Source organism: Marinobacter sp. W-8 (assembly GCF_044342215.1).
Classification (GTDB): Bacteria; Pseudomonadota; Gammaproteobacteria; order Pseudomonadales; family Oleiphilaceae; genus Marinobacter; species Marinobacter nauticus.
Genome location: NZ_CP172297.1, coordinates 2,975,673 through 3,001,268, shown reverse-complemented (window position 1 = coordinate 3,001,268; position 25,596 = coordinate 2,975,673). Strand labels below are relative to the sequence as shown.

Genomic DNA, 25,596 nt, shown 5'->3' with positions numbered 1-25,596 from the left:
TACAAGTATACTGATATCGGTAGGTTCACACGATCAAAACCGGGATTGGGCTCCCATCTTTTTGCAGGGTTTCACGGTTACATAATGTCGCGAAGCCGGGCTCCCGGTCAGAAGGTTCGTGTGCTAATTTCTAAGGCCATAGGAACTAACAACAAGAATATTCGGAGGCTTTGTGGAATCCAGCCCGCTGGTCTCGGCAGGTTTGCCGATCGCATTGTTCATTATCATGATCGGTATCGGTATGACGCTTACCCTGAGGGATTTTCGCCAGGTGGCGGTGTATCCGAAGGGCATGATTGTGGGCACCTTCGCCCAGATTCTCCTGATGCCGATGGTGGCGTTCGGGCTGGCTTATCTGTTCGGTGTGGCGCCGGCCATTGCCGTTGGTCTGGTGATCATCGCGGCCTGCCCTGGAGGTACCACGTCCAACCTGTTTGTGCTTCTGGCCCGGGGTAATATTGCGCTTTCCATCGTGCTGACGGTCTCCGCAAGCCTGATCACCATTCTTACCCTGCCACTGTTTACCAACATGGCGCTGCAGCATTTCATGGGCACGAAAGAGAACATCTCGCTGCCGGTGGGCAAGACCATTGCCATGCTGGTGGTTATTGTTCTGCTGCCGGTGGCCATTGGCATGCTGGTGCGAACCCGCAAGCCGGAGCTTGCGCGCAAGGCTGAGAGCCTGGTCAGCATCTTTGGTGGCATCGTGCTGGCGGTGCTGATTGTGGCGCTGCTCTATGGCGTTCGGGACCAGGTGTGGGATCTGCTGAAGCAGGCAGGCCCCTCCACTATCGCTCTCAATGTCGCTGGTATCGCCCTGGGCTTGCTGGCGGGCAGGGTGGCCGGACTGACCCAGCGGGAATCCCTGGCGGTGGCAGTGGAGCTCGGTGTGAAGAACGGCACCATTGGTTTGATGGTCACCCTCACGTTGCTGGAGTCCAGCACCATGTCGATTCCCGCTGCCGTTTACGGTGTGCTTATGTTCCCCATTGGCTTCCTGCTGGCAATGTATGGCCGGAAGGTGATTCCCAAAAGCAACGTGGCACATGCAGCTGGGGGAGCCTGATTGATGAAGTTTCTGAACGGTGTGACGTTACTGCTGGTTTATCAACTGACAGGCGAGATTCTGGTACGACTTCTCGGGCTGCCGATCCCGGGGCCGGTGCTTGGCATGGTCATGCTGTTCGTTACCTTGATGATCCGAGGTAGTGCCCCGGATTCCCTGAGCGAGGCCTCCAGCGCGTTACTGAGCCATCTGTCACTGCTCTTCGTGCCTGCGGGCGTGGGGATGATGACGCATTTCGGGCGTATAGCGGATGAGTGGCTGCCGATCACCCTGGCTCTGTTTCTGAGCACGGTGATCACCATGGTTGCCACGGCGTTGATTATGCAACTGACGACGCGCTGGTTTGTCCGTTCCGTTTCAGAAAAAGGTGGGCAGCATGAATGAACCGGGTTTGCGCGACATCTGGGTCTACCTGTCGGCGTCGCCACTGCTAGGGCTGACCATTACTCTGGTGGCCTACGGGCTGGCCTACCGGCTCTATCTGAAAACACATTCCAACCCGCTGGCCAATCCCGTCGTTACTTCGGTGGCGATGCTGATTCTCCTGTTGTTGGCAACGGGCACCTCATACAGCGATTACTTTGAGGGCGGTCAGTTCGTGCATTTTCTGCTGGGGCCGGCAACGGTGGCACTGGCGGTTCCTCTGTATCAGCAGTTTCGACGGCTCCGTCAACTCTGGTTGCCGGTCGCGATATCGTTGATCAGTGGGGTGGTTATTGCTGCTGGCAGTTCGGTGGGCCTGGCAAGGTTGTTGGGAGGCTCCCTGGAAATCCAGATGTCGCTGGCGCCTAAATCGGCAACGGCACCGGTGGCCATGGGTATTTCCGAGAAGATTGGTGGTTTGCCGTCGCTCACGGCGGTGCTGGTGGTGTTGACCGGAATTACCGGTGCGGTGCTGGGCACCAAACTGTTTGAGTGGTTGCGCGTCAAAGATGACACCGCAAAAGGGATTGCCATGGGCGTGGCGGCCCATGGTATTGGTACCGCCCGGGCATTCCAGGTCAGTTCCCAGATGGGCGCGTTTTCAGGCCTGGCCATGGCGCTTTCGGCATTCGCTACGGCGCTGCTCGTGCCCTGGCTGGTGGACATGCTGGAAAACTGGTTGCCCATGTAAACGCGCAGTTCTTACCGGGGCGCCGCTGTACACTCTTTTTATGTCAGTCTGGAATGGCTATGCTCAGCCAATCATTGGCACAACATCAGGGTCTTGACACCATGCAAACCAAGTTCTTGCTCGACGAAGAACAGATGCCCAGGTATTGGTACAACCTGCAGGCGGATTTCCCCGAACCCCTGCCTGCCGTTCTCCACCCGGGAACAAAGCAGCCGGTCGGTCCAACGGATCTGGAGCCATTGTTTCCTGCGTCGCTGATTGAACAGGAAATGACCACCGAACGGGAAGTGGAGATTCCGGAGCCCGTTCGCGATGTTTATCGGATGTGGCGGCCGGCGCCCATGTTTCGGGCGCATCGGCTGGAAAAAGCCCTGGGCACCCCGGCCAAGATCTTCTACAAGTACGAGGGGGGAAGTCCTGCGGGCAGTCACAAGCCCAATTCTGCGATTCCGCATATACCTCGTATTTTGCCGGTGAACTGAGCGACCATGAGTACGGCGAGCAGGAGCTGGCTATGGCGTTGTCGGGGCTGCCCTCGGTCAGCGTCTGATTGAACTTGCCCCCGGTCAGGCACTGTGCCTGACCGGGTTGCGGCCTCCTGCTCACTTGTCCCTTTCGATCTTCAATGGCTCCAGGCTTCCGGTCCGGAACTCCAATTCCAGTTCCGCACCGTTTTCATCATCGCCTTCCACTTCAATATCGCCATTGCGATTGACCTTTAGTTCCTCGATCGTGGCCATTCCCTGCTGCTGAGCGGCTTTCAGATAAGAGCGCACATCGTCCGCGCTCACACCGTAGATCTCGCCTTTGGCTTTGCGGCGTTGCTCCCGGTCGATCTCGCCGTTGCCGTTCAGGTCTAGTTCCACGAACCAGTCCTGGCCCATCCAGCCCTCGAGCTCGATTTCATTGTCATGGTCGTCGTCAAATTCGATGCTCTGGAAATGGCTGATACCGTAGTTGTTGCCCACCTGAAGCATGCGGTCCGCATCGTCAAAGCTGCCTTTGGCGAAGGCTGCGGGGGCTGCGACAAGGCCGCTGATCAGCGCGATGGTCAGAGTCTTTTTCATGGTGTTCTCCTAGCTTGTCTGTGTTTGAAAAACTGCCGGTTCTGCCCGGTTGGCTACCAGCTTGAGCCCAGATTAACGGGGCAGGGCTTTCAGCATCGTGATAGGCTCATTCATGATTCGTTCATCTGGCTTTTGTCACCATAAACACCATGACCAGACCTCGTTTACATTCATCGCTGCTACCCGCAGACCGGTTTTCACGCCGGGTGTTCCGGGTGTTGTTGCTGACTCTGTTTGCGGTGGGCGCGCTTCCGTTTGCCCAGGTGGCCTGTGCCGATGATGATGACGACTGGCGGCGCCTGCACCACGAGGTTGAGGCCGGCCGTATCAAACCCCTGAGCGAAATCCTGGACAGCCTTGCCCGCGACTGGCGCGGAGACGTGATCGATGTGGATATCGAGAAAGATGATGGTGAGATCCTCTACGAGATCGAGTTGTTGGGCCCGGAAGGCCAGGTGGTGGAGTTTGAGATCAATGCCCGGACTGGAGAGGTTCTGGAAATAGTGGGCAGGAATATCCAGGGCATGAAACGCTGATGAAGATTCTTCTGGTGGAGGATGATGCTGCGCTGGCACAAGGGCTGGCCGGTAGCTTGCGGGATGCCGGGCTGCTGGTGGAAGTTGCCGGGGAAGGCCGCACGGCCGACTTTCTGGTGAGCACCGAACGATACGATGCGGTGGTACTGGACCTGGGCTTGCCGGATGGCAATGGCACCCAGTGGCTGGCCGGTTGGCGGGAGCGGGGTATTGATCTGCCGGTGCTGATTCTGACTGCCCGGGAGCGCTGGTCCGATAAAGCTGCGGGGTTCTCTGCCGGTGCCGATGACTATGTCACCAAGCCCTTTGAAACGGCAGAAATCCTGTTCCGCCTACGGGCCCTGGTGCGCCGGTCCCACGGCCACGCCCACCCGGTGATTACCGTGGGTGACATTGCTCTGGATACCCACGCCGGGCAGGTCACCCGCTCTGGTATGCCGGTTTCACTCACGGCCCAGGAGTTCAGGCTGTTATCGCATCTGATTCACGCCGCGCCCAGAATCGTGTCCCGCACCGAGTTGTCCGAACATGTCTATGACGGCGACCAGGAGCCGGATTCCAATGTTATCGATGTCCAGGTCAGCCGGTTGCGGCGCAAACTCGGCGCCCAGGCTATCGAGACCATCCGTGGCCAGGGCTACCGTATGAACGGCCACGGAGAACCATCCTGATGCTGACACGTCTGCGCCGCTGGCCGGTGGCGCTGCGGATGCTGGTGTCTGCCCTGGTATTGGTTTTGGTGGTGTTGCCGCTGGCCGGTACCGTGTTGGCCTGGAACTTCCGCCAGACCCTGAGCCAGTCCTTTGATGAGCGCTTGTTATCGTTCCTGAATGTGGTCATTGCCGGCATTGAGTCTGACCCCGAGACCGGTGAATTGACCCCTGGCCCGCAACTGGGCGATCCGCGCTTCGAGCGGGTGTATTCCGGCTGGTACTGGCAGGTCAACGACAACAGCGGGCGGGTGATCACCTCCCGGTCATTGTGGGACCAGCGACTGCCACAGATCAGTGGCCGGGGGCCGGACTGGGCCCAGGCCCCGGGGCCACGTGGCCAGCTTCTTCGGATAGTGGAACGGGATGTTCAGTTGCCGGCGTTCGAGGGCTGGTTGTCGGTGTCTGTGGCGGCTGACCAGGGGGAGCTGGATGCCCAGGTTGCACGCTTCAACCGGTTGCTGGTGGTTTCGCTGACCACGCTCGGTACGTTGTTACTGGTGATGATCGGGTTGCAGATCCGCTGGGGCCTGGCACCACTTCGGCGCCTGGAGCGGGATCTCCGGGCCATGGAGTCTGGCCAGACCCGCTCACTGACCAGTGACCTGCCGGAAGAGCTTGCCAGGCTCTCCGAGGCCATGAATCAGGTGCTTGAACGGGACCAGATACTCATTGAGCGGGGGCGGACGGCTGCAGGCAATCTGGCCCATGCCCTGAAAACGCCGCTGTCTGTGCTCACAACCCTGAGTGATCGTTTATCGCCGGCACAGAAAACCGCGTTCCGTACCGAACTGAGCCGCATTGATGACGCCGTGCGCCATCATCTGGCCAGGGCTTCAGCGGCCGGACCGGCCGCCCTGGGGCGTGTGGATCTTGGTGAAACCCTGGAGCCGGTGCTGTCGGCACTCAATACTCTTGCGCAACGCCGTGGCGTTACCCTCGAAAGCGACCTGGGCGATACGGGCGCGGTTCGGTTTGAGCAGCAGGATCTTCAGGAAATTGCAGGCAATTTGCTGGAAAATGCCATCAACTGGGCGAAAAGTCAGGTAAAGTTTCGGGTAGAAGGCTTGCCGGATGGTCTGGCGCTGATGGTGGAAGATGACGGCCCTGGCCTGTCTGACGCCGATATCGAGCAGGCTCTGACACGGGGCACCCGGCTGGATGAAACCCGGTCCGGTTCCGGTCTGGGCCTGGCGATCGTCAAAGAGCTGGCTGAACTGTATGGCGGCACGCTGACCCTGGCCCGATCTCCCCTCGGAGGGTTACAGGCCAGTGTGCGCTTTCCATCTCACTCATCGTCCAAGGCCCGCGGCGGGCAGTGATGCTCCTCCACCAGCGTACCTTCATCCACGCTTTCCAGGTGCACATCAAAGCCCCAGAGCCGGTGTACGTGCCGCAGCACTTCATCCGTTTCGTTGCCCAGCGGCACCCGGTCTACCGGGATGTGTCGCAGGGTTAACGAACGATCACCGCGAATATCCACACTCCATACCTGAATGTTCGGCTCCCGGTAACTGAGGTTGTATTGGCGGGCCAGCTTTTCCCGCAGCGCGCGATAACCGGGCTCATCGTGAATGGCGGTGACGGTGTAGTGGTCTTCCCGATCGTCGCTTTCGATGGCGAACAGCTTCAGGTCACGCATCACCTTCGGTGAGAGAAACTGCTGGATAAAGCTCTCGTCCTTGAAGTTGTGCATGGCGAAATGCAGGGTTTCCAGCCAGTCTGTACCGGCGATGTCCGGGAACCATTCCCGGTCCTCATCGGTAGGGTTTTCACAGATACGTCGAAGATCGGTGAAGATGGAGAAACCCAGGGTGTAGGGGTTCAGGCCGGAATACCATGGGCTGTTGAAGGGTGGCTGGTATACCACGGCGGAGTGGCTTTGCAGAAATTCCAGCATGAAGCCATCGTTCACCAGCCCCTTGTCGTACAACCGGTGCAACAGCGTGTAGTGCCAGAACGTGGCCCAGCCTTCGTTCATTACCTGGGTCTGGCGTTGTGGATAGAAATACTGGGCCAGCTTGCGCACGATGCGCACCAGTTCCCGCTGCCAGGTTTCCAGTAAAGGCGCGTTTTTCTCGATGAAGTACAACAGGTTTTCCTGAGGCTCCTCCGGATATCGGGGCCTGCGGCGAATCGGGTCCCCGTCGTCCTCTGCTTTGGGGATGGTTCGCCACAGATCGTTGATGCGGCGTTGTTCGTATTCTTCCCGCTCCTTCTGCCGGCGGGCCTCCTCGGCGGCTGAAATCGGGGCAGGGCGCTTGTAGCGGTCAACGCCGTAGTTCATCAGTGCGTGGCAGGAGTCGAGAATTTCTTCCACGGCATCCACGCCGTGTCGCTCCTCGCACTCCGACACATAATGCCGGGCAAACACCAGGTAATCGATGATGGCACTGGCGTCTGTCCAGGTGCGGAACAGATAATTGCCCTTGAAGAACGAGTTGTGGCCATAGCTGGCGTGGGCAATCACCAGGGCCTGCATGGGCAGGGTGTTCTCTTCCATCAGGTAGGCGATACAGGGATTGGAATTGATCACAATCTCATAGGCCAGCCCCATCTGGCCCCGCTGATAGCCCTTGGAGGTTTGCAGAAACTGCTTGCCGAAGGACCAGTGATGATAGCCCACCGGCATGCCGACGGAGCTGTAGGCATCCATCATCTGCTCGGCGGTAATCACTTCAACCTGGTTCGGGTAAGTGTCCAGTCCGAACTCGGCGGCGCATTTGGCAATTTCCTCGTCGTATTTCTGGATCAGTTCGAAGGTCCATTCCGAACTGGTGGAAATGGGCTTACCTGCCTTGGGTTGTTCGCTCTCCGGTGCGTTCGGGCGATCAATCAGGCTGCTCATGCCGCTTTCCTCTCGAACAACTGTCGGAAGACCGGGTAAATGTCGCCAGGATCGGCAATCTGCTGCATGGCGAAGCTCTGGGGAAACTGCTCCATGATTTTCTCGTATTCGTACCAGAGCATCTGGTGATCCTGGGGCGTGATTTCGATGTAGGAGTAGTACTGAACCAGCGGCAGGATTCGCTCAGACAGCAGTTTGCCGCAGATGGGTGAGTCGTCGTTCCAGTTGTCGCCGTCGGACGCCTGGGCGGCATAAATGTTCCATTCCGCTGGCGAGTATCGGGCTTCGACAATCCGGTGCATCAGTTTAAGGGCGCTGGAGACAATGGTGCCCCCGGTTTCCCGGCTGTAGAAGAACTCTTCTTCGTCCACTTCCTTGGCGCTGGTGTGGTGGCGGATAAACACCACTTCGATTTTCTTGTAGTTCTTCTTCAGGAACAGATACAGCAGGATAAAGAAGCGTTTGGCGATGTCCTTGTGCATCTGGGTCATGGAACCGGATACATCCATCAGACAGAACATGACCGCACTGGTGGCGGGTTTGGGCTGCTTCAGGTGTTGCCTGTAGCGCAGGTCGATCTCGTCAATGAAGGGAATGCGTTTGACGTTGGCTTTCAGCCGCGCAATTTCCTCTTCCAGCACCTTGATCTGGTCTTCATGGCTGAAGGCCGGATCGAGATCATTCGGCGCGCTTTTCAGCGCCTCGAGCTGTTTTTCCAGGTCCCGGATCTTTTTCTTGCGTGCGCCGCCCAGGCCCAGACGCCGCGCGTGGGCGCCCCGAAGGGAACGCACCACATCCAGCTTGGCGGGCACTCCCTGGGTGGTGAAGCCCGAGCGTACATAACTGAAGGCTTCGGTGTCCTTGAGTTTTTTCCGGGCCAGATTGGGCAGCTCCAGATCGTCGAACAGGAAATCGAGGAATTCTTCCTGGGTAATCTGGAAGGCGAACTCATCCATGCCTTCTCCGTCCGGGCTGGCCTGGCCTTGCCCCTGGCCCTGGCCGCCGCCGCTCTCGGGTTTGGGGATGGTGTCCCCGGCCACCCATTCCTGATTGCCGGGGTGCACCGCCTCTCGCCGGCCACCGTGGCCGTGGTGGAATATGGGCTCGTCAATATCCCGGGCGGGAATGCTTACTTTCTCGCCCCGTTCGATATCGGTGATGGAGCGCTTCTGCACGGCATCCGACACCGCCTTCTTGATGTGGTGGCGGTAACGGCGCAGGAACCGTTCCCGGTTCACTGCGCTCTTGTTCTTGCCGTTCAGGCGCCGGTCAACAATGTGGGTCATACCCATGGTACTGCTCCCGCTGGCCGTTAATGGGATTTCCGAACACGCAGGTACCACTCGGCAAGCAAGCGAACCTGTTTCTCGGTGTATCCACGGTCAACCATGCGTTCCACAAACTGTTTGTGCTTTTTCTGGTCTTCCTGGCTGGCCTTCGGATTGAAGGAAATCACCGGCAACAGGTCTTCGGTGTTCGAGAACATCTTCTTCTCAATCACGCTGCGCAGCTTCTCATAGCTGAGCCAGGACGGGTTCTTGCCACCGTTGTTGGCCCGGGCCCGCAGCACAAAGTTGACCACTTCGTTGCGGAAGTCCTTGGGGTTGGAAATGCCCGCCGGTTTCTCGATTTTCTCCAGCTCGTCGTTGATGGAGGAGCGGTCCAGAATCTCGCCGGTTTCCGGATCCCGGAACTCCTGATCCTGAATCCAGAAGTCGGCATAGGTGACATAGCGGTCGAACAGGTTCTGGCCGTACTCGCTGTAGCTTTCCAGATACGCCGTCTGGATTTCCTTGCCGATAAACTGGACGTAGTGGGGCGCCAGGTATTCCTTGATGAAGCGCAGGTATTTTTCCTGCAACTCCGGCTGGAACTGTTCCTGTTCGATCTGCTTTTCCAGCACATAGAGCAGGTGAACTGGGTTGGCGGCAATCTCGGTGGTGTCGAAATTGAATACTTTTGACAGGATCTTGAAGGCAAAGCGGGTAGACAGACCGTCCATGCCTTCCATCACCCCGGCAGCATCCCGGTACTCCTGGATGGACTTGGCCTTGGGGTCTGTGTCCTTGATGCTCTGGCCGTCGTATACCTTCATTTTGGAGAAGATGCTGGAGTTTTCCGGCTCCTTGATCCGGGACAACACCGAGAACTGGGCCAGCATATCCAGGGTGTCCGGCGCACAGGGGGAGCCCGCCAGAGAGCTGTTTTTCAACAGTTTGCGGTAGATCTCGATCTCTTCGGTCACGCGCACACAGTAAGGCACCTTGACGATGTACACCCGGTCCAGGAAGGCTTCGTTGTGTTTGTTGTTGCGGAAGGTCTGCCACTCGGATTCGTTGGAGTGGGCGAGGATTACTCCATCAAAGGGCACTGAACCCATGCCTTCAGTGGTGTTGTAGTTGCCTTCCTGAGTGGCCGTCAGCAGCGGATGCAGCACCTTGATGGGGGCCTTGAACATCTCCACAAATTCCATCAGGCCCTGGTTGGCTTTGCACAGGCCGCCGCTGAAGCTGTAGGCGTCCGGGTCGTCCTGGGAATAGTCTTCCAGCATGCGGATGTTGACCTTGCCCACCAGGGCCGAGATGTCCTGGTTGTTGTCGTCGCCCGGCTCGGTCTTGGATACACCGATCTGGTCCAGCACCGAGGGGTAACGTTTCACCACCCGGAACTGGCTGATGTCGCCGCCAAACTCATGCAGGCGCTTGACCGCCCAGGGTGACATGATGTTTTTCAGGTAGCGGCCGGGAATGCCGTATTCCTCTTCCAGAATCGGGCCGTCCTCGGCCGGGTCGAACAGGCCTAGCGGGCTTTCGTTCACCGGAGAGCCCTTGATGGCGTAGAAGGGCACCTTCTGCATCAGGGCTTTGAGTTTTTCAGCCAGGGAGGATTTACCACCGCCGACAGGGCCGAGCAGGTAGAGAATCTGTTTCTTCTCCTCCAGGCCCTGGGCCGCGTGGCGGAAGAACGAAACGATGTTTTCTACGGCATCTTCCATGCCGTAAAACTCGTCGAATTCCGGGTAGCGCTTGATAACCTTGTTGGAAAAGATGCGTGACAGGCGGGGGTCACGGGAGGTATCGATCAGTTCTGGTTCGCCGATGGCAATCAACATCCGCTCCGCGGCGGTGGCGTATGCCGTTGGGTCCTTTTTGCAGATCTCCAGGTATTCCTCAAGGGAGTATTCCTCCTCCTGAGTCTGTTCATACCGGTCTTTGAAGTGCTGCAGAATGCTCATAGATGGCCCCTCGCTTATTCTTGCCTGTTATAAATTCACGTAATGTCCTCGTTGCTGTTTCGCCGCCTGTCCCGGCGGTGTCTCTGGTAATGGAATGAATGGGATGGTGTTAAGCAGGTATACGTTATCCGGAGGTTTCCGGCCTGCTTATTCTGAGCTTAGTTCAGAGTTCGGGGGTTGGACAGTGGGCAGTCAAATTAGGTTCATTAAATTATGTTATGAGCGGCAAGCCAGGGGCTTGCCGCTCATGATCGAAGGTTATTTCTTGGCGAGGGTAAACACGCTTTCCGTGGCGCCGTTTCTCAGGCCGCGACGTTTGGCAAACGGGTTGTCACGGGCCATGTCCCGTTTCAGCACGTGGTTGATTTCGTAGTCCTCGCCGTAGAGCCTGAACACTTCGTCGTCAGTAACATTGAACGGCGGGCCCTGCATTTCCGAACTGTCGTAATCCAGCGTGATCAGCAGGATTCTGGTGTCGTCCGGGATGATGGCGGTGAGGTGGTCGACATAGCCCTTACGCATTTCCGGGGGTAGGGCAATCAGGGCAGCACGGTCGTACACCAGGCGAATGTGCTTGAGATCGTCCGGCACCAGCTGGAAATAATCGCCACACAAGATTTGAAGATCGTCATGGCGGAAGGTGGTAAAGGGTTCACCCGGGTGAACGCTGGCTTTCTCCTGCGCCTCTTCAAAAAAGTCCTTGCAGGCAATCTCGCTTAACTCCACGCCGATAATCGGATGCCCGCGGTCGTGCAGCCACCACATGTCGTGGGCCTTGCCGCACAGGGGAACGAAAACGGCGTCTGTGCCATTGCCTGCCAGTTCGCCCCAGTGGTCATGCAGGTACTGGTTAACCGTGCCTTCGTGGAAGCCGATTTGGTCTTTTGCCCAGCGTTCGTGCCAGAATTCGTGTTCCATGGGTAGCCTCCCGGAGATTGATCGTTTTCCTCAGTCTACCCTAATCTGTGGGGTCGATGAGTCAGGAGAAAAGTATGAAAGCCGTTTTTCTGGATGCCGCAACACTGGGCGAGGATGTGGATCTGAGCCCCATTGAAAACATCACCGGCGGACTGACCTGCCACCCGCGCACCAAGCCGGATCAGGTGATTCAACGGATTCGGGGCTTTGATACGGTGCTGGTGAACAAGGTGGTGCTGAACCGCGAACATTTTGAAGCCTGCCCGGAACTGAAAACCATCGCGGTGGTGGCAACCGGCCTCAATAACATCGATCTGGAAGCCGCCAAGGCCCACGACATCAAGGTAATGAACGTTACCAACTATGGCCGTTCCACCGTTGCCCAGCACACCATGGCACTCATCCTGGCACTGGCCACCCGGCTGCTGGATTACAACCGGGATGCCCGCAATGGCCAGTGGGCCAAAAGCGATATGTTCTGCCTGATGGACTACCCGATTATGGAACTGGAAGGCAAAACGCTGGGCATTGTTGGTTACGGCGATCTGGGCCAGGGTGTCGCGGAACGGGCCAAAGCGTTTGGCATGAACATCGTACTTGGCTGCCGGCCTGGCCAAGAGCCCGGAGAAGTGGACGGCTATCCTCGAGTTCCGCTGGATGACCTGTTGATGCAGGCTGATGTGCTATCACTGCACTGCCTGCTGACAGAAGAAACCCGCAACATGATTGGTGCCCGGGAACTGGGTTTAATGAAGTCTTCGGCACTGCTGATCAACACCAGCCGGGGTGGCTTGGTCGATGAATCGGCGTTGGCTGATGCCTTGCGGAATGGTGATATTGCCGGCGCGGGCTTTGATGTGCTGACCGAAGAACCTCCCCGCAATGGCAACCCGCTGCTGGCAGACGCTATTCCCAACCTGATTCTCACCCCGCACTCGGCCTGGGCCAGCCGCGAGGCCAGACAACGGATTGTTGAGATTACGGCGCGGAATCTGGCATCGGGTGCCTGAGAACTGCTCGAATCCGCCAGGGGGATAGCGATACGCCCCTGGCGTACTCCCCGAAAAGTTGGCCGTGGTATGACGCGATCATTGATGCTCTTTGCTTACATGTTCGAAACGCCGAATAACAAGAAAAGGGCAACATGCAATGATCCGAACCATTCTGGCTGTTCTGCTGTCTTTCAGTGTGTTTTCACCTCTGGCTTCTGCCTTTGAACGTGGCGAGTTACTCATCTGGATAAATGCCGACAAGGGCTTTAATGGCCTTGCGGAGGTGGGTAGACGGTTTGAGCAGGAAACTGGCATTCCTGTCACTGTAGAGACTCCCGAAGATCTGACTACTCTCTACGATCACTATGGGTTCACGGCACGGGCCCCGGACATCATTATCTGGCCCCATGACCGTTTTGGTAGCTGGATCAACGAAGGTCATTTGGAGCCCGTCGTTCCCTCTCCCCATGTGCGAGAGGTTATAGCGCCATTCGCCTGGCAGTCGGTCTCTGTTGGCGAACGGGTCTATGGCTATCCCATTGCCATGGAGGTGGTCAGCTTGCTGTACAACAAAGATCTGGTCAGTACGCCGCCTAACACGCTGAAGCAGGTTGCTGAGCTGGATCGTGAGCTGCGTGCCCGGGGTGCCCGTGCCATTGCCTGGGATTATCTGAACGTGTACTTCTCCTGGCCGGTCTTTGCCGGTTCTGGGGGCTACAGTTTTGGCGCCAGGGACTTTGTTTACGACCTGAGTGATGTGGGTGTAGCGACTGATGGCGCGATCGAAGCCGTGGCCGGAATCCGCACGTTGCTTGAGCAAGGGGTGCTGAATCAGGGGGCGGATTATGGTGCCATGATGAATGGGTTCAAGGCAGGCGAGGTGGCGATGATTATCAACGGTCCCTGGGCCTGGAGCGAGTTGCGGGATACGGGCATCAGGGTAGGTATCGCTGATGTCCCTACGGTAGACGGTTCACCGGGGCGGCCGTTTGTGGGTGTGTTGGCAGCTGGTATCAGCGCGGTATCCACCAACAAGGAGATCGCCCGTCAGTTTCTGGAAGACTACCTGCTGACAGAAGACGGGCTCCATGCGGTCAACAGCGATAAACCCCTGGGCGCCGTGGCCCATCTTGATGTTGTAGAAAGCCTGAGTGCAGACCCGTTCATAGATCACACCTTCCGCTCCGCGCGTAAGGGAGAGATCATGCCTAACATCCCCGAAATGAAACGGTTCTGGGATCTGATGACCCATCGCTTTGCCAGCATGCTGACGGAAGACGCGCCAATTCGGCCTACGCTGACCAATGCTGCTACCCGGTTGCAGCGTCTGGATAAATTGAGGGGTTGGACGCGGCGGCACTTTGTCGGGGAGTGAGCGAAATACCCGGTTTCCGGGTTGTTTACTGACAGCTGCCTGATAAGCTTGAAGAAACACTGACAAGCAGGATGTTGCGTGGCTTCTTCTCAATTGAAAGACCGGCTTCAGGCCGCTGAAGACTGGATACTGTCCAACTCCAACCCGCCGCAGACCTGGCCCTGGACCTGGCTATACAAGGTCGGGCGCTCGGCCTACGCGCTGATCCGCGATGTGATCAGTGGTCAGCTCACGCTGCACGCCATGAGCCTGGTCTACACCACGTTGTTGAGCATCGTGCCGTTGCTGGCTCTGAGTTTCTCCGTATTGAAAGCGCTGGGCGTGCACCAGCGCATGGAGCCCTTCCTGTTTCAGTTCTTCCAGCCCATGGGGCCACAGGGTGTCGAAGTGGCCGAGCGGATTCTGGAATTCGTCGACAACATGAAAGTTGGTGTGCTGGGCTCGGTGGGGTTGGCGTTGCTGGTTTATACGGTCATTTCCCTGGTTCAGAAGATCGAACGCTCGTTCAACATGATCTGGCGGGTGCCGGAAATGCGTTCCATGGCGCAGCGTTTCAGTAATTATCTGAGCGTGATTATGGTGGGGCCTTTGTTGATGGTCTCGGCTATCGGGGTAACCGCTACCATCTTTTCTTCAGAAATCGCGCAGGACCTTATGGCCATCGAGCCCTTTGGTTCGCTGATTGTGCTTGCCAGTCGTTTCACACCGTTTTTCCTGGTGGTGGGCGCGTTCACCTTTGTTTACATCTTTATTCCTAACACCCGGGTGAAGCTGCGCTATGCGTTTATCGCCGGGCTGGTGGCGGGGGTGTCCTGGCAGGCTGGCGGTATGCTGTTTGCCTCGTTCGTGGCCGGTTCTGCCAAGTATGCGGCCATTTACTCCGGTTTTGCGGTTGGCATCATTCTGCTGATCTGGACCTATCTGAACTGGATGATCCTGCTGCTCGGCGCCAGCCTGGCGTTCTATCTGCAGAACCCGGGGGCCGTGGCCAAACGCCGCAATGTTCAGCTTGCACCGGAATTGCAGGAGCGGGTAGGGCTTGCCCTGATGTGGATGGTGGCCAAGCCATTCAGCCGTGGTGAACCGGCGCCTCAGCAGGAGTCTCTGGAGCAGCAGTTGAGGATTCCCGGCGAAGTCACCCGCAAGATCAGCGACAAGCTGATCCGCGCCGGGTTGCTGAATCTTGCCGGGCGCGATGGCGATCAGCTGGTTCCAGGGCGAACACTGGACCTGATTACGGTCGGCAGTGTGCTGCGGGCTGTGCGCAAGGACGAAGACCGGGTGGTGGATCGTCTTCCAGCCGGTGCCATGCCGCGGGAGTTGATCGATCTGGCGCCCACCAGCGATGACGTCAGTTTTGCCAGTCTGCTGAATGCCGGTACACCGCCCGGTGCGGACATTGTCAAAGCACCGGAGTCAGGTCCGAACCTGTGAACTCTTGCCTTCCTGGAGCATTCTGAGCAATACCGTACGTACCCTGCCCAGTTGCTCCGGGGACAGGTGCACAATGCGAATCAGATTTTCTTCCGACAGGTTCCTCTGGCGGGCATGGCGCAGCACTTCCCGGGTGCCCAGAAGCAGGCCGTCGGTCAGTGCGGAGTGGGCCTGCCGCGGCGCCGGCCGTTCCGCCGACAGCAGCCAGGCATGGTATTTTGGGGGCAGATTCCAGACATTGGCCAGTAACTGGCAGGTGGCCCACTGATAGCGGGCCAGGGCCAATCTCAGTAAGGCCGGTTCCGGTTCATTGCCGGAGCCTTTGGTGCGGCAGATGCGCCCCAGTTCCCGGCGAATGGTGATGTAGGCCAAGGCCGGCAGCAGGCCAACCATAAAGTGGGCGCTGGTGTCATCCCGGTGAATCTTCGCAATCAATTCCGCTGCCCGTGCGCAGGTCAGGCCCCAGCGCCAGGACCGTTGTGCGAACAGTGCTTCCCGGCTGTTCCTGGCCGCCATCATGGGGCGCATCACCGCTGCCGCAATTACGTTCCGGATGCCATCCACGCCTAGCACAAACACCGCCTGATCCACGGACTCAATCACATGGTCACCGGGGCGGAAATAGGGGCTGTTGGCCACCTGAAGCAGTTGGTCAGTCAGTGACGGGTCGCTCAGAATGATTCGGGTAAGCTCTTTGCGTTCGGTCGTTTCATTGGACAGTGCCCGCATCAACATGGGCAAGCTGCCAGGTTTCCGGGGCAGCTCTTCCATCTCGTTCATTTGCAGGCGCCGTTCCAGTTCGGCCAATTCCTTTTCACCGCTGTCTGTGCTGGCACGAAGGCGCGCGGGTTCCACATCCAGCAACCAACTAAACAGGTGGTCTTCCAGCTGGCCGACGATGTCGCCTTCATCGTTGCTCTGGCTTGGCTGGCTGGTACTGGAAGGATTAAAGAGCCGGGTTTCGGACGCAGCCTGCGGAACGGGTTGAGTGCTGTTGAACAGGCCTGATATCCAGGAAAAAAAGCCCGGCATCCTTTGCCTCCGGATAGCGTGTATAAAGAATGGACTGGTTATCTGGCCAGTATAGTAGCGTAATGCAACCCTGCACAGCCCTGACAACGATCAGAAAAAGGACTCGCCAAAGACAAAGACCAGTTGGCACACACCGGCCACCAGACCCAGGAAGGCGCCCACCAGAATCAGTTTGATCTCGTCTTCCTGGAAGCACGGGCGCAGCAGATCCTGGAATTCTTCCGAGGACAGGGCATTCATCCGCTCCACCATGATGGACTCCACCGCCCGGGCACGGTCTCGCTCAAACACGGGGTTGTTGAAGGAACTCTGGGATATCGCGATGGCTTTTTCGCCCACCTGGTTTTTCAGGGTGGCAAAACCCGTTGGGCCGAACGCCATCTGGGTCAGGGCCTTGCCCATGCCTGCGGTTTCATCCACCAGTGGTTTGATGTGTTTTTTCACCATGTTGCGGGCGCGGTCACCTTTGGGTCCTTCGAGGATGGCGTTGATGATGTTGCCCACGGTGAGTATCTCGTGGGTCACGATATGGCAGAAGGATTCTGCTACTTCCGGCTGGCGCTTGAGGAACAGGCCCTGGATGCGCAGAGGGCCGACCTTGTGTTCATGCAGGGGCCGGAAGATCACATTCAGCGCAATCCAGTTGGTGGCCCAGCCCACCAAGAGGCCAAACAGGGGCAGTACCCAGATGGCCGGGTACAGGTACCACACGCCCATTTGGATAATGCCGAACAGAAAGCCGAAGTAGAGGCCGGAATTGATGATGAAGCGGAACTCCACGTCACCGCACTCCAGAAATATCCGGTTGAGCAGCTTTTTATCCCGGGCCAGGCGCTCGATGACCATGCCTTTGATGTCGAGCAGGTCTTCAATGTTGTCGGAGATGTCTTCAACCAGGTTGTCGACCAGTTGCGGGGTAGATTTGCGTACCCGGTCATAGACCATTTTGCGGGCCGAGGCGGGCAGGTTTTCCCAGAAGGTGGGGTACTCCCGCAGCATGAGTTCGTCGACATATTCTTCAATGCGCGGATCGACGGTGTAGATGATGTGGGCGGCCAGAACTTTGGGGTCGATCTGTTCGAAGATTTCCTGAACGGTACCGATTTTGGAAATGGTGGCATCCACGCTTTTGGCGGCCATTTTGCGGGCTTTGGAGGGAATAATGCCCTGCCAGCCCAAAAGCGGTGGCTTGCCGATGAACTCCAGAGGGTAGAAGGTCATTTTGATGGCGAGCCAGTTGGTGCTCCAGCCGATGAGGGCGGCGATCACGGGGATGCTGAGGTATTGCCAAAATTCCGGATTGGTAAGTAGGTCTGTCATCCTGGACTCGCATGTTTATTTGTTTTACCGAAGCCTCGGTGATTTGCAGCCGGTTGCGGTAGGGCTTTCCAAAACACGCTGTTAATACGTCCATGTACGCTCCGCTCCGCCATCCATGGCTCCGCAGGGTTTTGGAAAGCCCTACCGCAACCAGCTGCTCAAGTGCCGGTGGTAGCTTCAGGCTTTTTTGTCAGACAAGAATAATGTTGATCGCCCCCGTGTCTGTCAATGACTGGGGTGCCAGGACGTGACGCCATGAATAGTCACCCGTCTGTCTCAGGAGCCGATATCTCCCCAGAGCCACTGGCACAGGGCGATGGCGGCAACCGGTGCGGTTTCGGTGCGCAGTACCCGGGGGCCCAGGGCAACAGGCAGAAAGCCGTGACTTTCGGCCAGGGCGATTTCTTCAGCGGTCAGGCCGCCTTCGGGGCCGATCATCAGGGCGATGCTGGAGGGCTTTTCGAGGGTGTTCAGGGACTGTTCGGTGCGGTGGTGTAGTACAAGGCGCAAGTCGCAGGCCCGGGCGTGTTCCAGCCACTGTTGCACGGTCATAACCGGCTGTATTTCTGGAATCCGGGCCCGGCCGCACTGTTCGGCGGCGCTGATGGCAACCTGTTGCCAGTGCCGAAGGCGTTTGTCTTCCCGGTCGCCTTTGAGTTTGACGTCGCAGCGTTCGGTAGTCAGTGGCACGATTTCGCTCACGCCCATTTCCACCGCTTTTTGTACGGCGTAGTCCATGCGGTCGCCCTTGGACAGGGTCTGTGCCAGTACTACTCTGAGGGAAGATTCTGTTTCGTTTTCAGCGGCTTCCGTGACTGCCACCTGCACGTGTTTCTTTCCGGCTTCGGTAATGGTGGCGTGATAGTCATGACCATCACCGTTGAAGAGCAGAAGTGCCTGGCCTGCCTGCATGCGCAGGACCCGGCCTACATGGTTGGCGGCGTTGTCGTCCAGCTGGCACTGGCTGCCGACAGCCAGGGGGCTGTCGGTGAAGATGCGAGGGATTCTCATGGCGGCGGTTCTCAGTCCTTGACCGCGATTTCGATGCCTTCGGTGGCCACCTGAGCCAGATGGCGAATCTGTTCTTCGGTGATCACGTAGGGCGGCATGAAGTACAGCACGTTACCCAGGGGGCGCAGCAAGGCCTGGCGGGTGAGTGAATGCTTATACACCCTGATGCCACGGCGTTCCTGCCAGGGGAACGGGGTTTTGCTGGCTTTGTCTTTAACCATTTCAATGGCCATGGTCATGCCGTGCTGGCGGATGTCGCCCACGTTCGGGTGGTCGGCCAGATGGGCAACGGACTCGGCCATACAGCGGGACAGCTGGCGGTTGTTTTCGATGACGTTCTCATCCCGGAAGATGTCGAGCGTGGCCAGGGCGACGGCGCAGCCGATGGGGTTGCCGGTGTAGCTGTGGCTGTGCAGGAAGGCGCGCATGGTTTCGTAGTCGTCGTAAAAGGCGTTGTAGACGTTGTCGGTGGTGAGCACCACGGACAACGGCAGGTAGCCGGCTGTCAGGCCTTTGGACAGGCACATGAAATCGGGGGTGATACCAGACTGTTCACAGGCGAACAGCGTACCGGTGCGGCCAAAGCCGACGGCAATTTCATCCGCGATCAGGTGCACCCCGTAACGGTCGCAGGCTTCCCGCAGTTTGGTGTGGTAAACCGGGTGGTGCATGCGCATGCCACCGGCGCACTGGATCAACGGCTCCACCACCACAGCGCAGATTTCGTCGTGTTTCTCGGCCAGCAGTTTGTCCATGGCCTCGAACTGGCGCAGGGCGTACTCTTCATCGGTTTCGCCCGGCTCTTTGTTGTAGGCGTCCGGTGAGGGGGCGGTCAGCACTTCCATCAGCAGCGGCTGGTAGGTGTCCTTGTACAGGGCCACATCGCCCAAGGCCAGCGCGCCCAGGGTTTCGCCATGGTAGCTGTTGCTGAGGTTAACGAAGTTCTTTTTGCCCGGTTTGCCGTGGTTTTTCCAGTAGTGGTAACTCATCTTCAGAGCGGCTTCGATGGCCGAGGAACCATTGTCGGCATAGAAACACTTGTTCAGGCCTTCCGGCGTTACCTCGATCAGCCGCTCCGACAGATTAACCACTGGCTCATGACTGAAACCGGCCAGAATCACATGTTCGAGCTGACCGATCTGTTCCTGAATGGCGGAGTTGATGCGCGGATTGGCGTGGCCGAACAGGTTAACCCACCAGGAGCTGACGGCGTCGATGTAGCGGTTGCCCTCAAAGTCCTCCAGCCAGACACCTTCGCCCCGTTTGATGGGGATCAGGGGCAGGGTTTCGTGGTCTTTCATCTGGGTGCACGGGTGCCACACGGATTTAAGATCCCGTGCGACCAGATCGGCATTGCGCATTGTAGTCTCCTGTCAGCTCCCGGGCCGTTTGTTCGGTTTGTTAAAATCCTCACATGATACTTGCCCGGGCCATCGCTTAACAGCGCCAGAATGTGAACCAATCGGTCTGGCTTGCTTGCCCGGATTGCTTGCCCGCCCGGCCAATGTTGCCACGCCGGGCGACCGCAACAATAGGGGGAAGACAGGTTCGGAGGTAATCATGGAACTCAATCTGGAGCACCCCTACGAGCGGGGGCTTGATCAGGTGATCGAGCGTTTCTTCGATGAGGCGCATATTCGCAACAAAAACGAGCAGTTGGGCGCCCGCAATCTCAGAGTGACCGAGCTGAAAAAGGACGAAATGTCGGCCAAACTGGTGATCGAGCGGGAAATGACCGCCTCGGCACCGGTGCCGGGTGTGCTTTCCGGTTTCCACCGGGAATGGAACCGGGTGCGGCAGGAAGAGCACTGGTTCCGCAAAGACGATGAGGAGTGGCACTGCGAGTTTCGGGTGCGCATTGACGGGGTGCCGGCGAAGATCAAGGGCGCGATGCGGCTGTTGGGCAACGGCGACCGTTGTATCAACTACGTGAGCCTGTCGGTGCTGTGCGAGGTGCCGTTTCTGGGCCGGAAGATTGCGAAGTTTCTGGCGGATGACTCCCACGCCAAGATTGAACGTGAGTATGATGTCATCCGCCAGTTGCTTTAAACGCGAGGGTCAGTGAGCCAGTACCCGGGACAGGAATGCCTGGGTGCGCTCATTCTGAGGGTTATCGAACACCTCGTCGGGTTTGCCTTCCTCGACAATCTGGCCTTCGTGAATGTAGATCACCCGGTCGGCCACCTCGCGGGCGAAGCCCATTTCATGGGTGACGACCATCATGGTCATACCTTCTCTGGCCAGCTCCCGCATGACATCCAGCACTTCCCCGATCATTTCCGGGTCCAGCGCTGACGTGGGTTCGTCGAACAGCATCAGCCTGGGTTCCATGGCCAGAGCCCGGGCGATGGCCACCCGCTGTTGCTGGCCGCCGGATAGCTGGCTAGGGTATTTGTCGGCCTGGTTGCCGATGCCTACACGTTCCAGCAGGCGTTCGGCGGTGGCGTTGGCAACCACTTCGGCCGTTCTTTTTACCTTCATGGGCGCCAGCATGATGTTCTTTTTCACCGTCAGGTGCGGGAACAGGTTGAACTGCTGGAACACCATGCCCACTTCCTTGCGGATTTCCGCCAGGCTGTTCTGATTTCCGCCTTTCGGGGCCAGAGGGTGGTTATCCACCTCAAGCGAACCGGATTCGTATTCTTCCAGGCCATTCACGCAGCGAATCAGGGTGGATTTGCCGGAGCCACTGGCGCCGATGATCACCACCACTTCGCCCTGTTCCACGGTCAGGTCGATATCCTTGAGGACATGCAGTTTGCCGAAGTATTTGTTCATGCCCTTCATTTTTACAATCTGTGTCATTGCTCGGGCTCCTTCAGGCAGACGCGACACCACGGCGCTCAAGCAGCCGCAGGATCAGTGACAGGGACAGCGTAATGGCCAGGTACATGATGGCCACCACAAAATACACCTCGAATGCGGTGAAGGTATTGGCAATGTACACCTGGCCCTGGCGTACCAGTTCGCCCACGCCGATGACCGAGAACAGTGAGGTGTCCTTGATGCTGACGATGGCCTGGTTGCCCAGGGGCGGAATCATGCGTCGGAAGGCCTGGGGCCAGACAATGTTCCAGAAAGTCTGGGAGCGTGACAGGCCCAGAGACAGACCGGCTTCGGTCTGGCCTTTGTCAATGGATTGCACGCCGCCACGGACGACTTCGGAGATATAGGCACCGGAGTTAAGGGCGATCGCGGCAATACCGGCTGTCAGCGGGTCGATCGGGCCGCCAACCAGGTCGGGCAGGCCGTAGAAGATAAACAGCACCTGTACCAGGATGGGGGTGCCGCGGAAAATCTCGATGTAGGCAGTGGCGGGCCAGCGCAAGAACCAATTCTTGTTGATGCTGAGCAGGCCGAACACGATGCCCAGAACAAAACCGATGGCCAGGCCACCGAAGGAAATCATCAGGGTGTAGGGAATACCCTTGGCCAGGTAGGGAATGGAATTGATGGCCGCCTGCCAGTCAAACTGAAACTGGAATTCCACAGTGTGTTTCTCCGTTGGGTTGGGAGGAATCGGCCAGGGCATTGTGTGCCCCGGCCGGTTCGAGTGGCGGGTTACTTGTCTTCAGGCATGGGGCCGAACCATTTTTCATAAATGGTCTTGTAGGTGCCGTCTTCCTTGATTTCTGCCAGGGCCTCGTTAACCGGGCCGACCCATTTGCTGCCGCTCTTCAGGGCAATACCGTACTGCTGGCCTTCGTACAGGGGGCCTACGGTCTTGACCTTGCCTTTGCCGCGGGTGCTGGCGAAGTAGCCAACGTTGGGGGCATCGTAGAAAACGGCATCAACGGCACCGGACATCAGCGCCATGTACATGTCAGAGCTGCCGGGGTACGGCGTTACACCGTCGTTGTCGTCCAGGCTCTTCATCAGGAAGTCATAGCTGGTGCTACCAATCTTGGTGCCCACTTTCATGCCTTCCAGGTCCGACATTTCATCAACGTCTCCGTTGTTCTGGCTCACCAGAATGCGCAGACCGGAATCGTAGTAAGGATCGGAGAAATCGACGATTTCCTCGCGCTCATCGGTAATGGTGATGCCAGCGATGGCAATGTCCACGTTGCCGGTTTGCAGGGCCGGGATAATGCCGTTGAAGTCCATGGTGTTGAGGTCGTAGTCAAAGCCTGCACGTTCGGCGACTTCGGCAATGATCTCCATATCGAAACCGATCATTTCTCCGGTTTCCTGATCCATCATTTCAAACGGGACGAAGCTTGGGTCGGTAACCACGCGCAGGGTCTCTGCGCTGACTGAGGTTGCGGCTACAGACAGTGCCAGACCAGCACCCAGTGTTTTCAGCCATTTCGTGCTCATGCTTTCTCCTTTCTGTTTTTTTATGCCCCGGCTGCCCGGTAAGGCAGTCTGTGAAAGCACTCTTTGTGACCGTGCATCACAGGGAGCGTTGATGGGGATGCATCAGATACAGTCTAGACTATGGAGACAGGATTTGCAGGAAATCAGGCGGTTATGAAAGGAAAGAGGGGCCGGAGCCCCTCTCTTCAGCGGCTGGGAAGGCGTGTCAGAACGCGATTTTCTCCCGGTCGCTGATACCCAGGTTCTTCCAGATGGAAAGGCTGGGTTCGGCCTGGTTCAGGGTATAGAAGTGCAACCCTGGAGCCCCGGCCTTCAGCAGTTTTTCACACATGTCAGTGACCACTTCCTCACCGAACTTGCGGATGCTGTCGGTGTCGTCACCGTAGGCTTCCAGCTGCTTGCGGATCCAGCGCGGGATCTCGGCGCCGCACATGTCCGAGAACCGCACCAGGCTGGAGAAGTTGACGATGGGCATGATGCCCGGCACCACCGGAATGGTGACACCCATCTGCTCCAGACGGTCGATGAAGTAGAAGTAGCTGTCGGCATTAAAGAAGTACTGGGTGATGGCGCTGTTGGCACCGGCCTGTACCTTCCGTGCGAAGTTCTTCAGGTCTTCCTCGGCGTTACGGGCCTGGGGGTGGAACTCAGGGTAGGCGGCCACTTCCAGGTTGAAGTGATCGCCGCTGTGCTCCCGGATGAATTCCACCAGTTCGTTGGCGTAACGCAGTTCACCGGAAGCGCCCATACCCGAGGGCAGGTCGCCGCGCAGAGCCACGATCCGGTTGATGCCGTTTTCTTTGTACAGATCCAGCAGCTCGCCGATCTCTGCGCGGGTGCCTCCCACACAGGACAGGTGCGGTGCCGTGGAAATGCCCTGCTTGTGCAGGTCCAGTACCGTTTCAATGGTGCGGTCCCGGGTGGAGCCGCCGGCGCCGAAGGTGACCGAGAAGAAATCCGGGTTCACCTCGGCCAGCTGGTTACGCACCGCCTGCAGCTTCTCCTTGCCCTGATCGGTCTTGGGCGGGAAAAACTCGAAACTGAAGCGGCGTTTGAATTGCTTCTGGGATTCCATGTTTGTGTCCGATTAGTACCTGTAGCTTTCCGGCTTGTACGGGCCTTCGACCGGTACACCGATGTATTTCGCCTGGTCCGGAGTCATCTTGGTGATCACGCCACCAAAGCCTTCCACCATGGCGCGGGCCACTTCTTCGTCCAGTTGCTTGGGCAGTACCTGAACGTAAACACCCTTGGCCTTGGATTCCTCCGGCAGGTCGGCAAACTTGCGCTCGAACAGGTACATCTGCGCCAGCACCTGGTTGGCGAAAGAGCCGTCCATGATGCGGGACGGGTGACCGGTGGCGTTGCCCAGGTTCACCAGGCGGCCTTCGGACAGCAGGATCAGGTGGTCGTTGCTGGCCTTGTCGCGGTAGATCACGTGCACCTGCGGCTTGACCTCGTCCCACTCCCAGTTCTTGCGCATGTAGGCGGTGTCGATTTCGTTATCGAAGTGCCCGATATTGCATACCACGGCGCCGCTCTTCAGCGCTTTCAGCATGTTGGCATCGCACACGTTGACGTTACCGGTGGTGGTTACCAGCAGGTCGGTGTTGGCCAGCAGATCCTTGTTGATGCCCTGCTCGGTACCGGTGTTCACGCCGTCAATGTATGGGGACACAACTTCAAAACCATCCATGCAGGCCTGCATGGCGCAGATCGGATCCGCTTCGGTGACTTTGACGATCATGCCTTCCTGACGCAGGGACAGAGCGGACCCCTTGCCCACGTCGCCGTAGCCGATGACCAGCGCTTTCTTGCCAGACAGCAGGTGGTCGGTGGCACGCTTGATGGCATCATTCAGGCTGTGACGACAACCGTACTTGTTGTCGTTCTTGGATTTGGTCACCGAGTCGTTGACGTTAATCGCCGGGATCTTCAGGGTACCGTCACGCAGCATTTCCTGCAGGCGGTGTACGCCGGTAGTGGTTTCCTCGGTTACGCCGTGGCACTTGGCGATCACCTGCGGGTATTCCTTGTGCAGCAGCTCGGTCAGGTCGCCGCCGTCGTCCAGGATCATGTTCGGCTCCCAGCCGTCTACGTCCGCACCGACGGTCTTGTGCAGGCACCACTCGTATTCTTCGTCAGTCTCACCTTTCCAGGCAAACACGGGAATGCCTTGCGCCGCGATGGCGGCAGCGGCCTGATCCTGAGTGGAGAAGATGTTGCACGATGACCAGCGTACGTTGGCGCCCAGTTCGACCAGGGTTTCGATCAGCACGGCGGTCTGGATGGTCATGTGGATGCAGCCCATGATGTTGGCGCCTTTCAGCGGCTGCTCGGCTTTGTATTTCTCGCGCAGTTTCATCAGGGCGGGCATTTCGCCTTCGGCGATCTTGATTTCCTTGCGGCCCCAGTCGGCGAGGGTGATGTCGCGGACTTTGTAGTCGTCGAAGTTGTTCAGTTTTTCTGCCGGAGTGCTCATTTGGGTTCTCTCCTGTCAGCCTTTCTCTACGGCCCCAGAACATTATCGGGTACCGCCTGTATGGGTTGTGTCGGAGATGGGGAACGTCTTTCGCGGAACCGCTACGAGCACATCCATGTGCGCTTCTCTCCGGCCA

At 58.0% G+C, this 25,596-nt stretch carries 25 protein-coding genes; 11 read left to right on the top strand and 14 right to left on the bottom strand.

From position 1 onward, the window contains the following. The first annotated feature begins 172 nt into the window (after positions 1 to 172). From ACF8YQ_RS14005 to ACF8YQ_RS13990, 4 genes are all read left to right on the top strand, one after another. Positions 173 to 1,066: a bile acid:sodium symporter family protein gene (locus tag ACF8YQ_RS14005; RefSeq protein ID WP_396621755.1), complete on the top strand. Its 894-nt coding sequence runs from the start codon at positions 173 to 175 to the stop codon at positions 1,064 to 1,066. A 3-nt stretch (positions 1,067 to 1,069) separates the two neighbouring features. Beyond that, complete coding sequence (locus ACF8YQ_RS14000) at positions 1,070 to 1,450, top strand: CidA/LrgA family protein (RefSeq protein WP_224849475.1); 381 nt, start codon at positions 1,070 to 1,072, stop codon at positions 1,448 to 1,450. Continuing rightward, positions 1,443 to 2,180, top strand: coding sequence for an LrgB family protein (locus tag ACF8YQ_RS13995; RefSeq protein ID WP_022990872.1), 738 nt, complete (start codon positions 1,443 to 1,445; stop codon positions 2,178 to 2,180). The genes ACF8YQ_RS14000 and ACF8YQ_RS13995 overlap by 8 nt, the downstream gene beginning before the upstream one ends. 101 nt (positions 2,181 to 2,281) lie before the next feature. Next, complete coding sequence (locus tag ACF8YQ_RS13990; protein ID WP_224849477.1) at positions 2,282 to 2,662, top strand: hypothetical protein; 381 nt, start codon at positions 2,282 to 2,284, stop codon at positions 2,660 to 2,662. A 120-nt stretch (positions 2,663 to 2,782) separates the two neighbouring features. Here ACF8YQ_RS13990 and ACF8YQ_RS13985 read toward each other — a convergent pair whose 3' ends face one another. Continuing rightward, positions 2,783 to 3,247, bottom strand: a complete 465-nt coding sequence (locus ACF8YQ_RS13985; protein ID WP_396621754.1) for a hypothetical protein — start codon at positions 3,245 to 3,247, stop codon at positions 2,783 to 2,785. A 149-nt stretch (positions 3,248 to 3,396) separates the two neighbouring features. Between ACF8YQ_RS13985 and ACF8YQ_RS13980 the strand changes: the two genes are divergently transcribed. From ACF8YQ_RS13980 to ACF8YQ_RS13970, 3 genes are read left to right on the top strand one after another with little or no spacing between them, the layout of a single operon-like run. Further along, positions 3,397 to 3,783, top strand: coding sequence for a PepSY domain-containing protein (locus tag ACF8YQ_RS13980; protein WP_396621753.1), 387 nt, complete (start codon positions 3,397 to 3,399; stop codon positions 3,781 to 3,783). Next, positions 3,783 to 4,454 carry a response regulator transcription factor gene (locus ACF8YQ_RS13975; RefSeq protein WP_022990876.1) on the top strand — a complete coding sequence of 224 codons (672 nt, stop codon included), beginning with the start codon at positions 3,783 to 3,785 and terminating at the stop codon, positions 4,452 to 4,454. Before ACF8YQ_RS13980 ends, ACF8YQ_RS13975 begins: the two co-directional genes overlap by 1 nt. Continuing rightward, positions 4,454 to 5,815 carry a sensor histidine kinase gene (locus tag ACF8YQ_RS13970; protein WP_396621752.1) on the top strand — a complete coding sequence of 454 codons (1,362 nt, stop codon included), beginning with the start codon at positions 4,454 to 4,456 and terminating at the stop codon, positions 5,813 to 5,815. The genes ACF8YQ_RS13975 and ACF8YQ_RS13970 overlap by 1 nt, the downstream gene beginning before the upstream one ends. Here ACF8YQ_RS13970 and ACF8YQ_RS13965 read toward each other — a convergent pair. From ACF8YQ_RS13965 to tmpT, 4 genes are all read right to left on the bottom strand, one after another. Beyond that, positions 5,782 to 7,341 (bottom strand): SpoVR family protein, encoded by a 1,560-nt coding sequence (locus tag ACF8YQ_RS13965; RefSeq protein WP_141067038.1) that lies wholly within the window; start codon positions 7,339 to 7,341, stop codon positions 5,782 to 5,784. The two genes, ACF8YQ_RS13970 and ACF8YQ_RS13965, sit on opposite strands and share 34 nt — an antisense overlap. Beyond that, complete coding sequence (locus tag ACF8YQ_RS13960; protein ID WP_396621751.1) at positions 7,338 to 8,633, bottom strand: YeaH/YhbH family protein; 1,296 nt, start codon at positions 8,631 to 8,633, stop codon at positions 7,338 to 7,340. Before ACF8YQ_RS13960 ends, ACF8YQ_RS13965 begins: the two co-directional genes overlap by 4 nt. Positions 8,634 to 8,653: 20 nt before the next feature. After that, positions 8,654 to 10,576 (bottom strand): PrkA family serine protein kinase, encoded by a 1,923-nt coding sequence (locus tag ACF8YQ_RS13955; protein WP_396621750.1) that lies wholly within the window; start codon positions 10,574 to 10,576, stop codon positions 8,654 to 8,656. A 258-nt stretch (positions 10,577 to 10,834) separates the two neighbouring features. After that, the gene (gene tmpT, locus ACF8YQ_RS13950) at positions 10,835 to 11,494 is read right to left on the bottom strand and encodes a thiopurine S-methyltransferase (RefSeq protein WP_396621749.1); all 660 of its coding nucleotides are present in this window, start codon (positions 11,492 to 11,494) and stop codon (positions 10,835 to 10,837) included. A 74-nt stretch (positions 11,495 to 11,568) separates the two neighbouring features. Between tmpT and ACF8YQ_RS13945 the strand changes: the two genes are divergently transcribed. The 3 genes from ACF8YQ_RS13945 to ACF8YQ_RS13935 all read left to right on the top strand — a co-directional run bounded on the left by ACF8YQ_RS13945 (position 11,569) and on the right by ACF8YQ_RS13935 (position 15,295). Then, positions 11,569 to 12,504 (top strand): D-2-hydroxyacid dehydrogenase, encoded by a 936-nt coding sequence (locus ACF8YQ_RS13945; RefSeq protein WP_396621748.1) that lies wholly within the window; start codon positions 11,569 to 11,571, stop codon positions 12,502 to 12,504. Positions 12,505 to 12,643: 139 nt separating this feature from the next. Further along, positions 12,644 to 13,861: a maltose/maltodextrin ABC transporter substrate-binding protein MalE gene (gene malE, locus ACF8YQ_RS13940; RefSeq protein ID WP_396621747.1), complete on the top strand. Its 1,218-nt coding sequence runs from the start codon at positions 12,644 to 12,646 to the stop codon at positions 13,859 to 13,861. Positions 13,862 to 13,939: 78 nt separating this feature from the next. Beyond that, complete coding sequence (locus tag ACF8YQ_RS13935; RefSeq protein ID WP_114434550.1) at positions 13,940 to 15,295, top strand: YihY/virulence factor BrkB family protein; 1,356 nt, start codon at positions 13,940 to 13,942, stop codon at positions 15,293 to 15,295. Here ACF8YQ_RS13935 and ACF8YQ_RS13930 read toward each other — a convergent pair. The 4 genes from ACF8YQ_RS13930 to ACF8YQ_RS13915 form a co-directional block, all read right to left on the bottom strand. Beyond that, positions 15,278 to 16,327, bottom strand: coding sequence for an HDOD domain-containing protein (locus tag ACF8YQ_RS13930; protein WP_226596595.1), 1,050 nt, complete (start codon positions 16,325 to 16,327; stop codon positions 15,278 to 15,280). The two genes, ACF8YQ_RS13935 and ACF8YQ_RS13930, sit on opposite strands and share 18 nt — an antisense overlap. Positions 16,328 to 16,417: 90 nt before the next feature. Continuing rightward, entirely contained in the window at positions 16,418 to 17,647 is a 1,230-nt protein-coding gene (locus ACF8YQ_RS13925; protein WP_228223726.1) for a hypothetical protein, read from the bottom strand. 276 nt (positions 17,648 to 17,923) lie between these two features. Next, positions 17,924 to 18,658: a 16S rRNA (uracil(1498)-N(3))-methyltransferase gene (locus ACF8YQ_RS13920; RefSeq protein ID WP_396621746.1), complete on the bottom strand. Its 735-nt coding sequence runs from the start codon at positions 18,656 to 18,658 to the stop codon at positions 17,924 to 17,926. Positions 18,659 to 18,669: 11 nt separating this feature from the next. Then, positions 18,670 to 20,019 carry an adenosylmethionine--8-amino-7-oxononanoate transaminase gene (locus tag ACF8YQ_RS13915; protein ID WP_011786491.1) on the bottom strand — a complete coding sequence of 450 codons (1,350 nt, stop codon included), beginning with the start codon at positions 20,017 to 20,019 and terminating at the stop codon, positions 18,670 to 18,672. 199 nt (positions 20,020 to 20,218) lie between these two features. On the opposite strand from ACF8YQ_RS13915, the gene ACF8YQ_RS13910 reads away from it, so the two are divergent. Then, positions 20,219 to 20,707 (top strand): DUF2505 domain-containing protein, encoded by a 489-nt coding sequence (locus ACF8YQ_RS13910; protein WP_224849507.1) that lies wholly within the window; start codon positions 20,219 to 20,221, stop codon positions 20,705 to 20,707. A gap of 9 nt (positions 20,708 to 20,716) precedes the next feature. On the opposite strand, the gene ACF8YQ_RS13905 is transcribed toward ACF8YQ_RS13910, so the two are convergent. The 5 genes from ACF8YQ_RS13905 to ahcY all read right to left on the bottom strand — a co-directional run bounded on the left by ACF8YQ_RS13905 (position 20,717) and on the right by ahcY (position 25,460). After that, the gene (locus tag ACF8YQ_RS13905; RefSeq protein WP_011786489.1) at positions 20,717 to 21,463 is read right to left on the bottom strand and encodes an amino acid ABC transporter ATP-binding protein; all 747 of its coding nucleotides are present in this window, start codon (positions 21,461 to 21,463) and stop codon (positions 20,717 to 20,719) included. A gap of 13 nt (positions 21,464 to 21,476) precedes the next feature. Beyond that, positions 21,477 to 22,148 carry an amino acid ABC transporter permease gene (locus ACF8YQ_RS13900; protein WP_031210002.1) on the bottom strand — a complete coding sequence of 224 codons (672 nt, stop codon included), beginning with the start codon at positions 22,146 to 22,148 and terminating at the stop codon, positions 21,477 to 21,479. A 71-nt stretch (positions 22,149 to 22,219) separates the two neighbouring features. Further along, positions 22,220 to 22,978, bottom strand: a complete 759-nt coding sequence (locus ACF8YQ_RS13895) for a transporter substrate-binding domain-containing protein (protein WP_222533877.1) — start codon at positions 22,976 to 22,978, stop codon at positions 22,220 to 22,222. A gap of 205 nt (positions 22,979 to 23,183) precedes the next feature. Further along, entirely contained in the window at positions 23,184 to 24,053 is an 870-nt protein-coding gene (metF, locus tag ACF8YQ_RS13890; RefSeq protein WP_141067046.1) for a methylenetetrahydrofolate reductase [NAD(P)H], read from the bottom strand. A 12-nt stretch (positions 24,054 to 24,065) separates the two neighbouring features. Beyond that, complete coding sequence (gene ahcY / locus ACF8YQ_RS13885) at positions 24,066 to 25,460, bottom strand: adenosylhomocysteinase (protein ID WP_226596592.1); 1,395 nt, start codon at positions 25,458 to 25,460, stop codon at positions 24,066 to 24,068. Positions 25,461 to 25,596 lie beyond the last annotated feature (136 nt).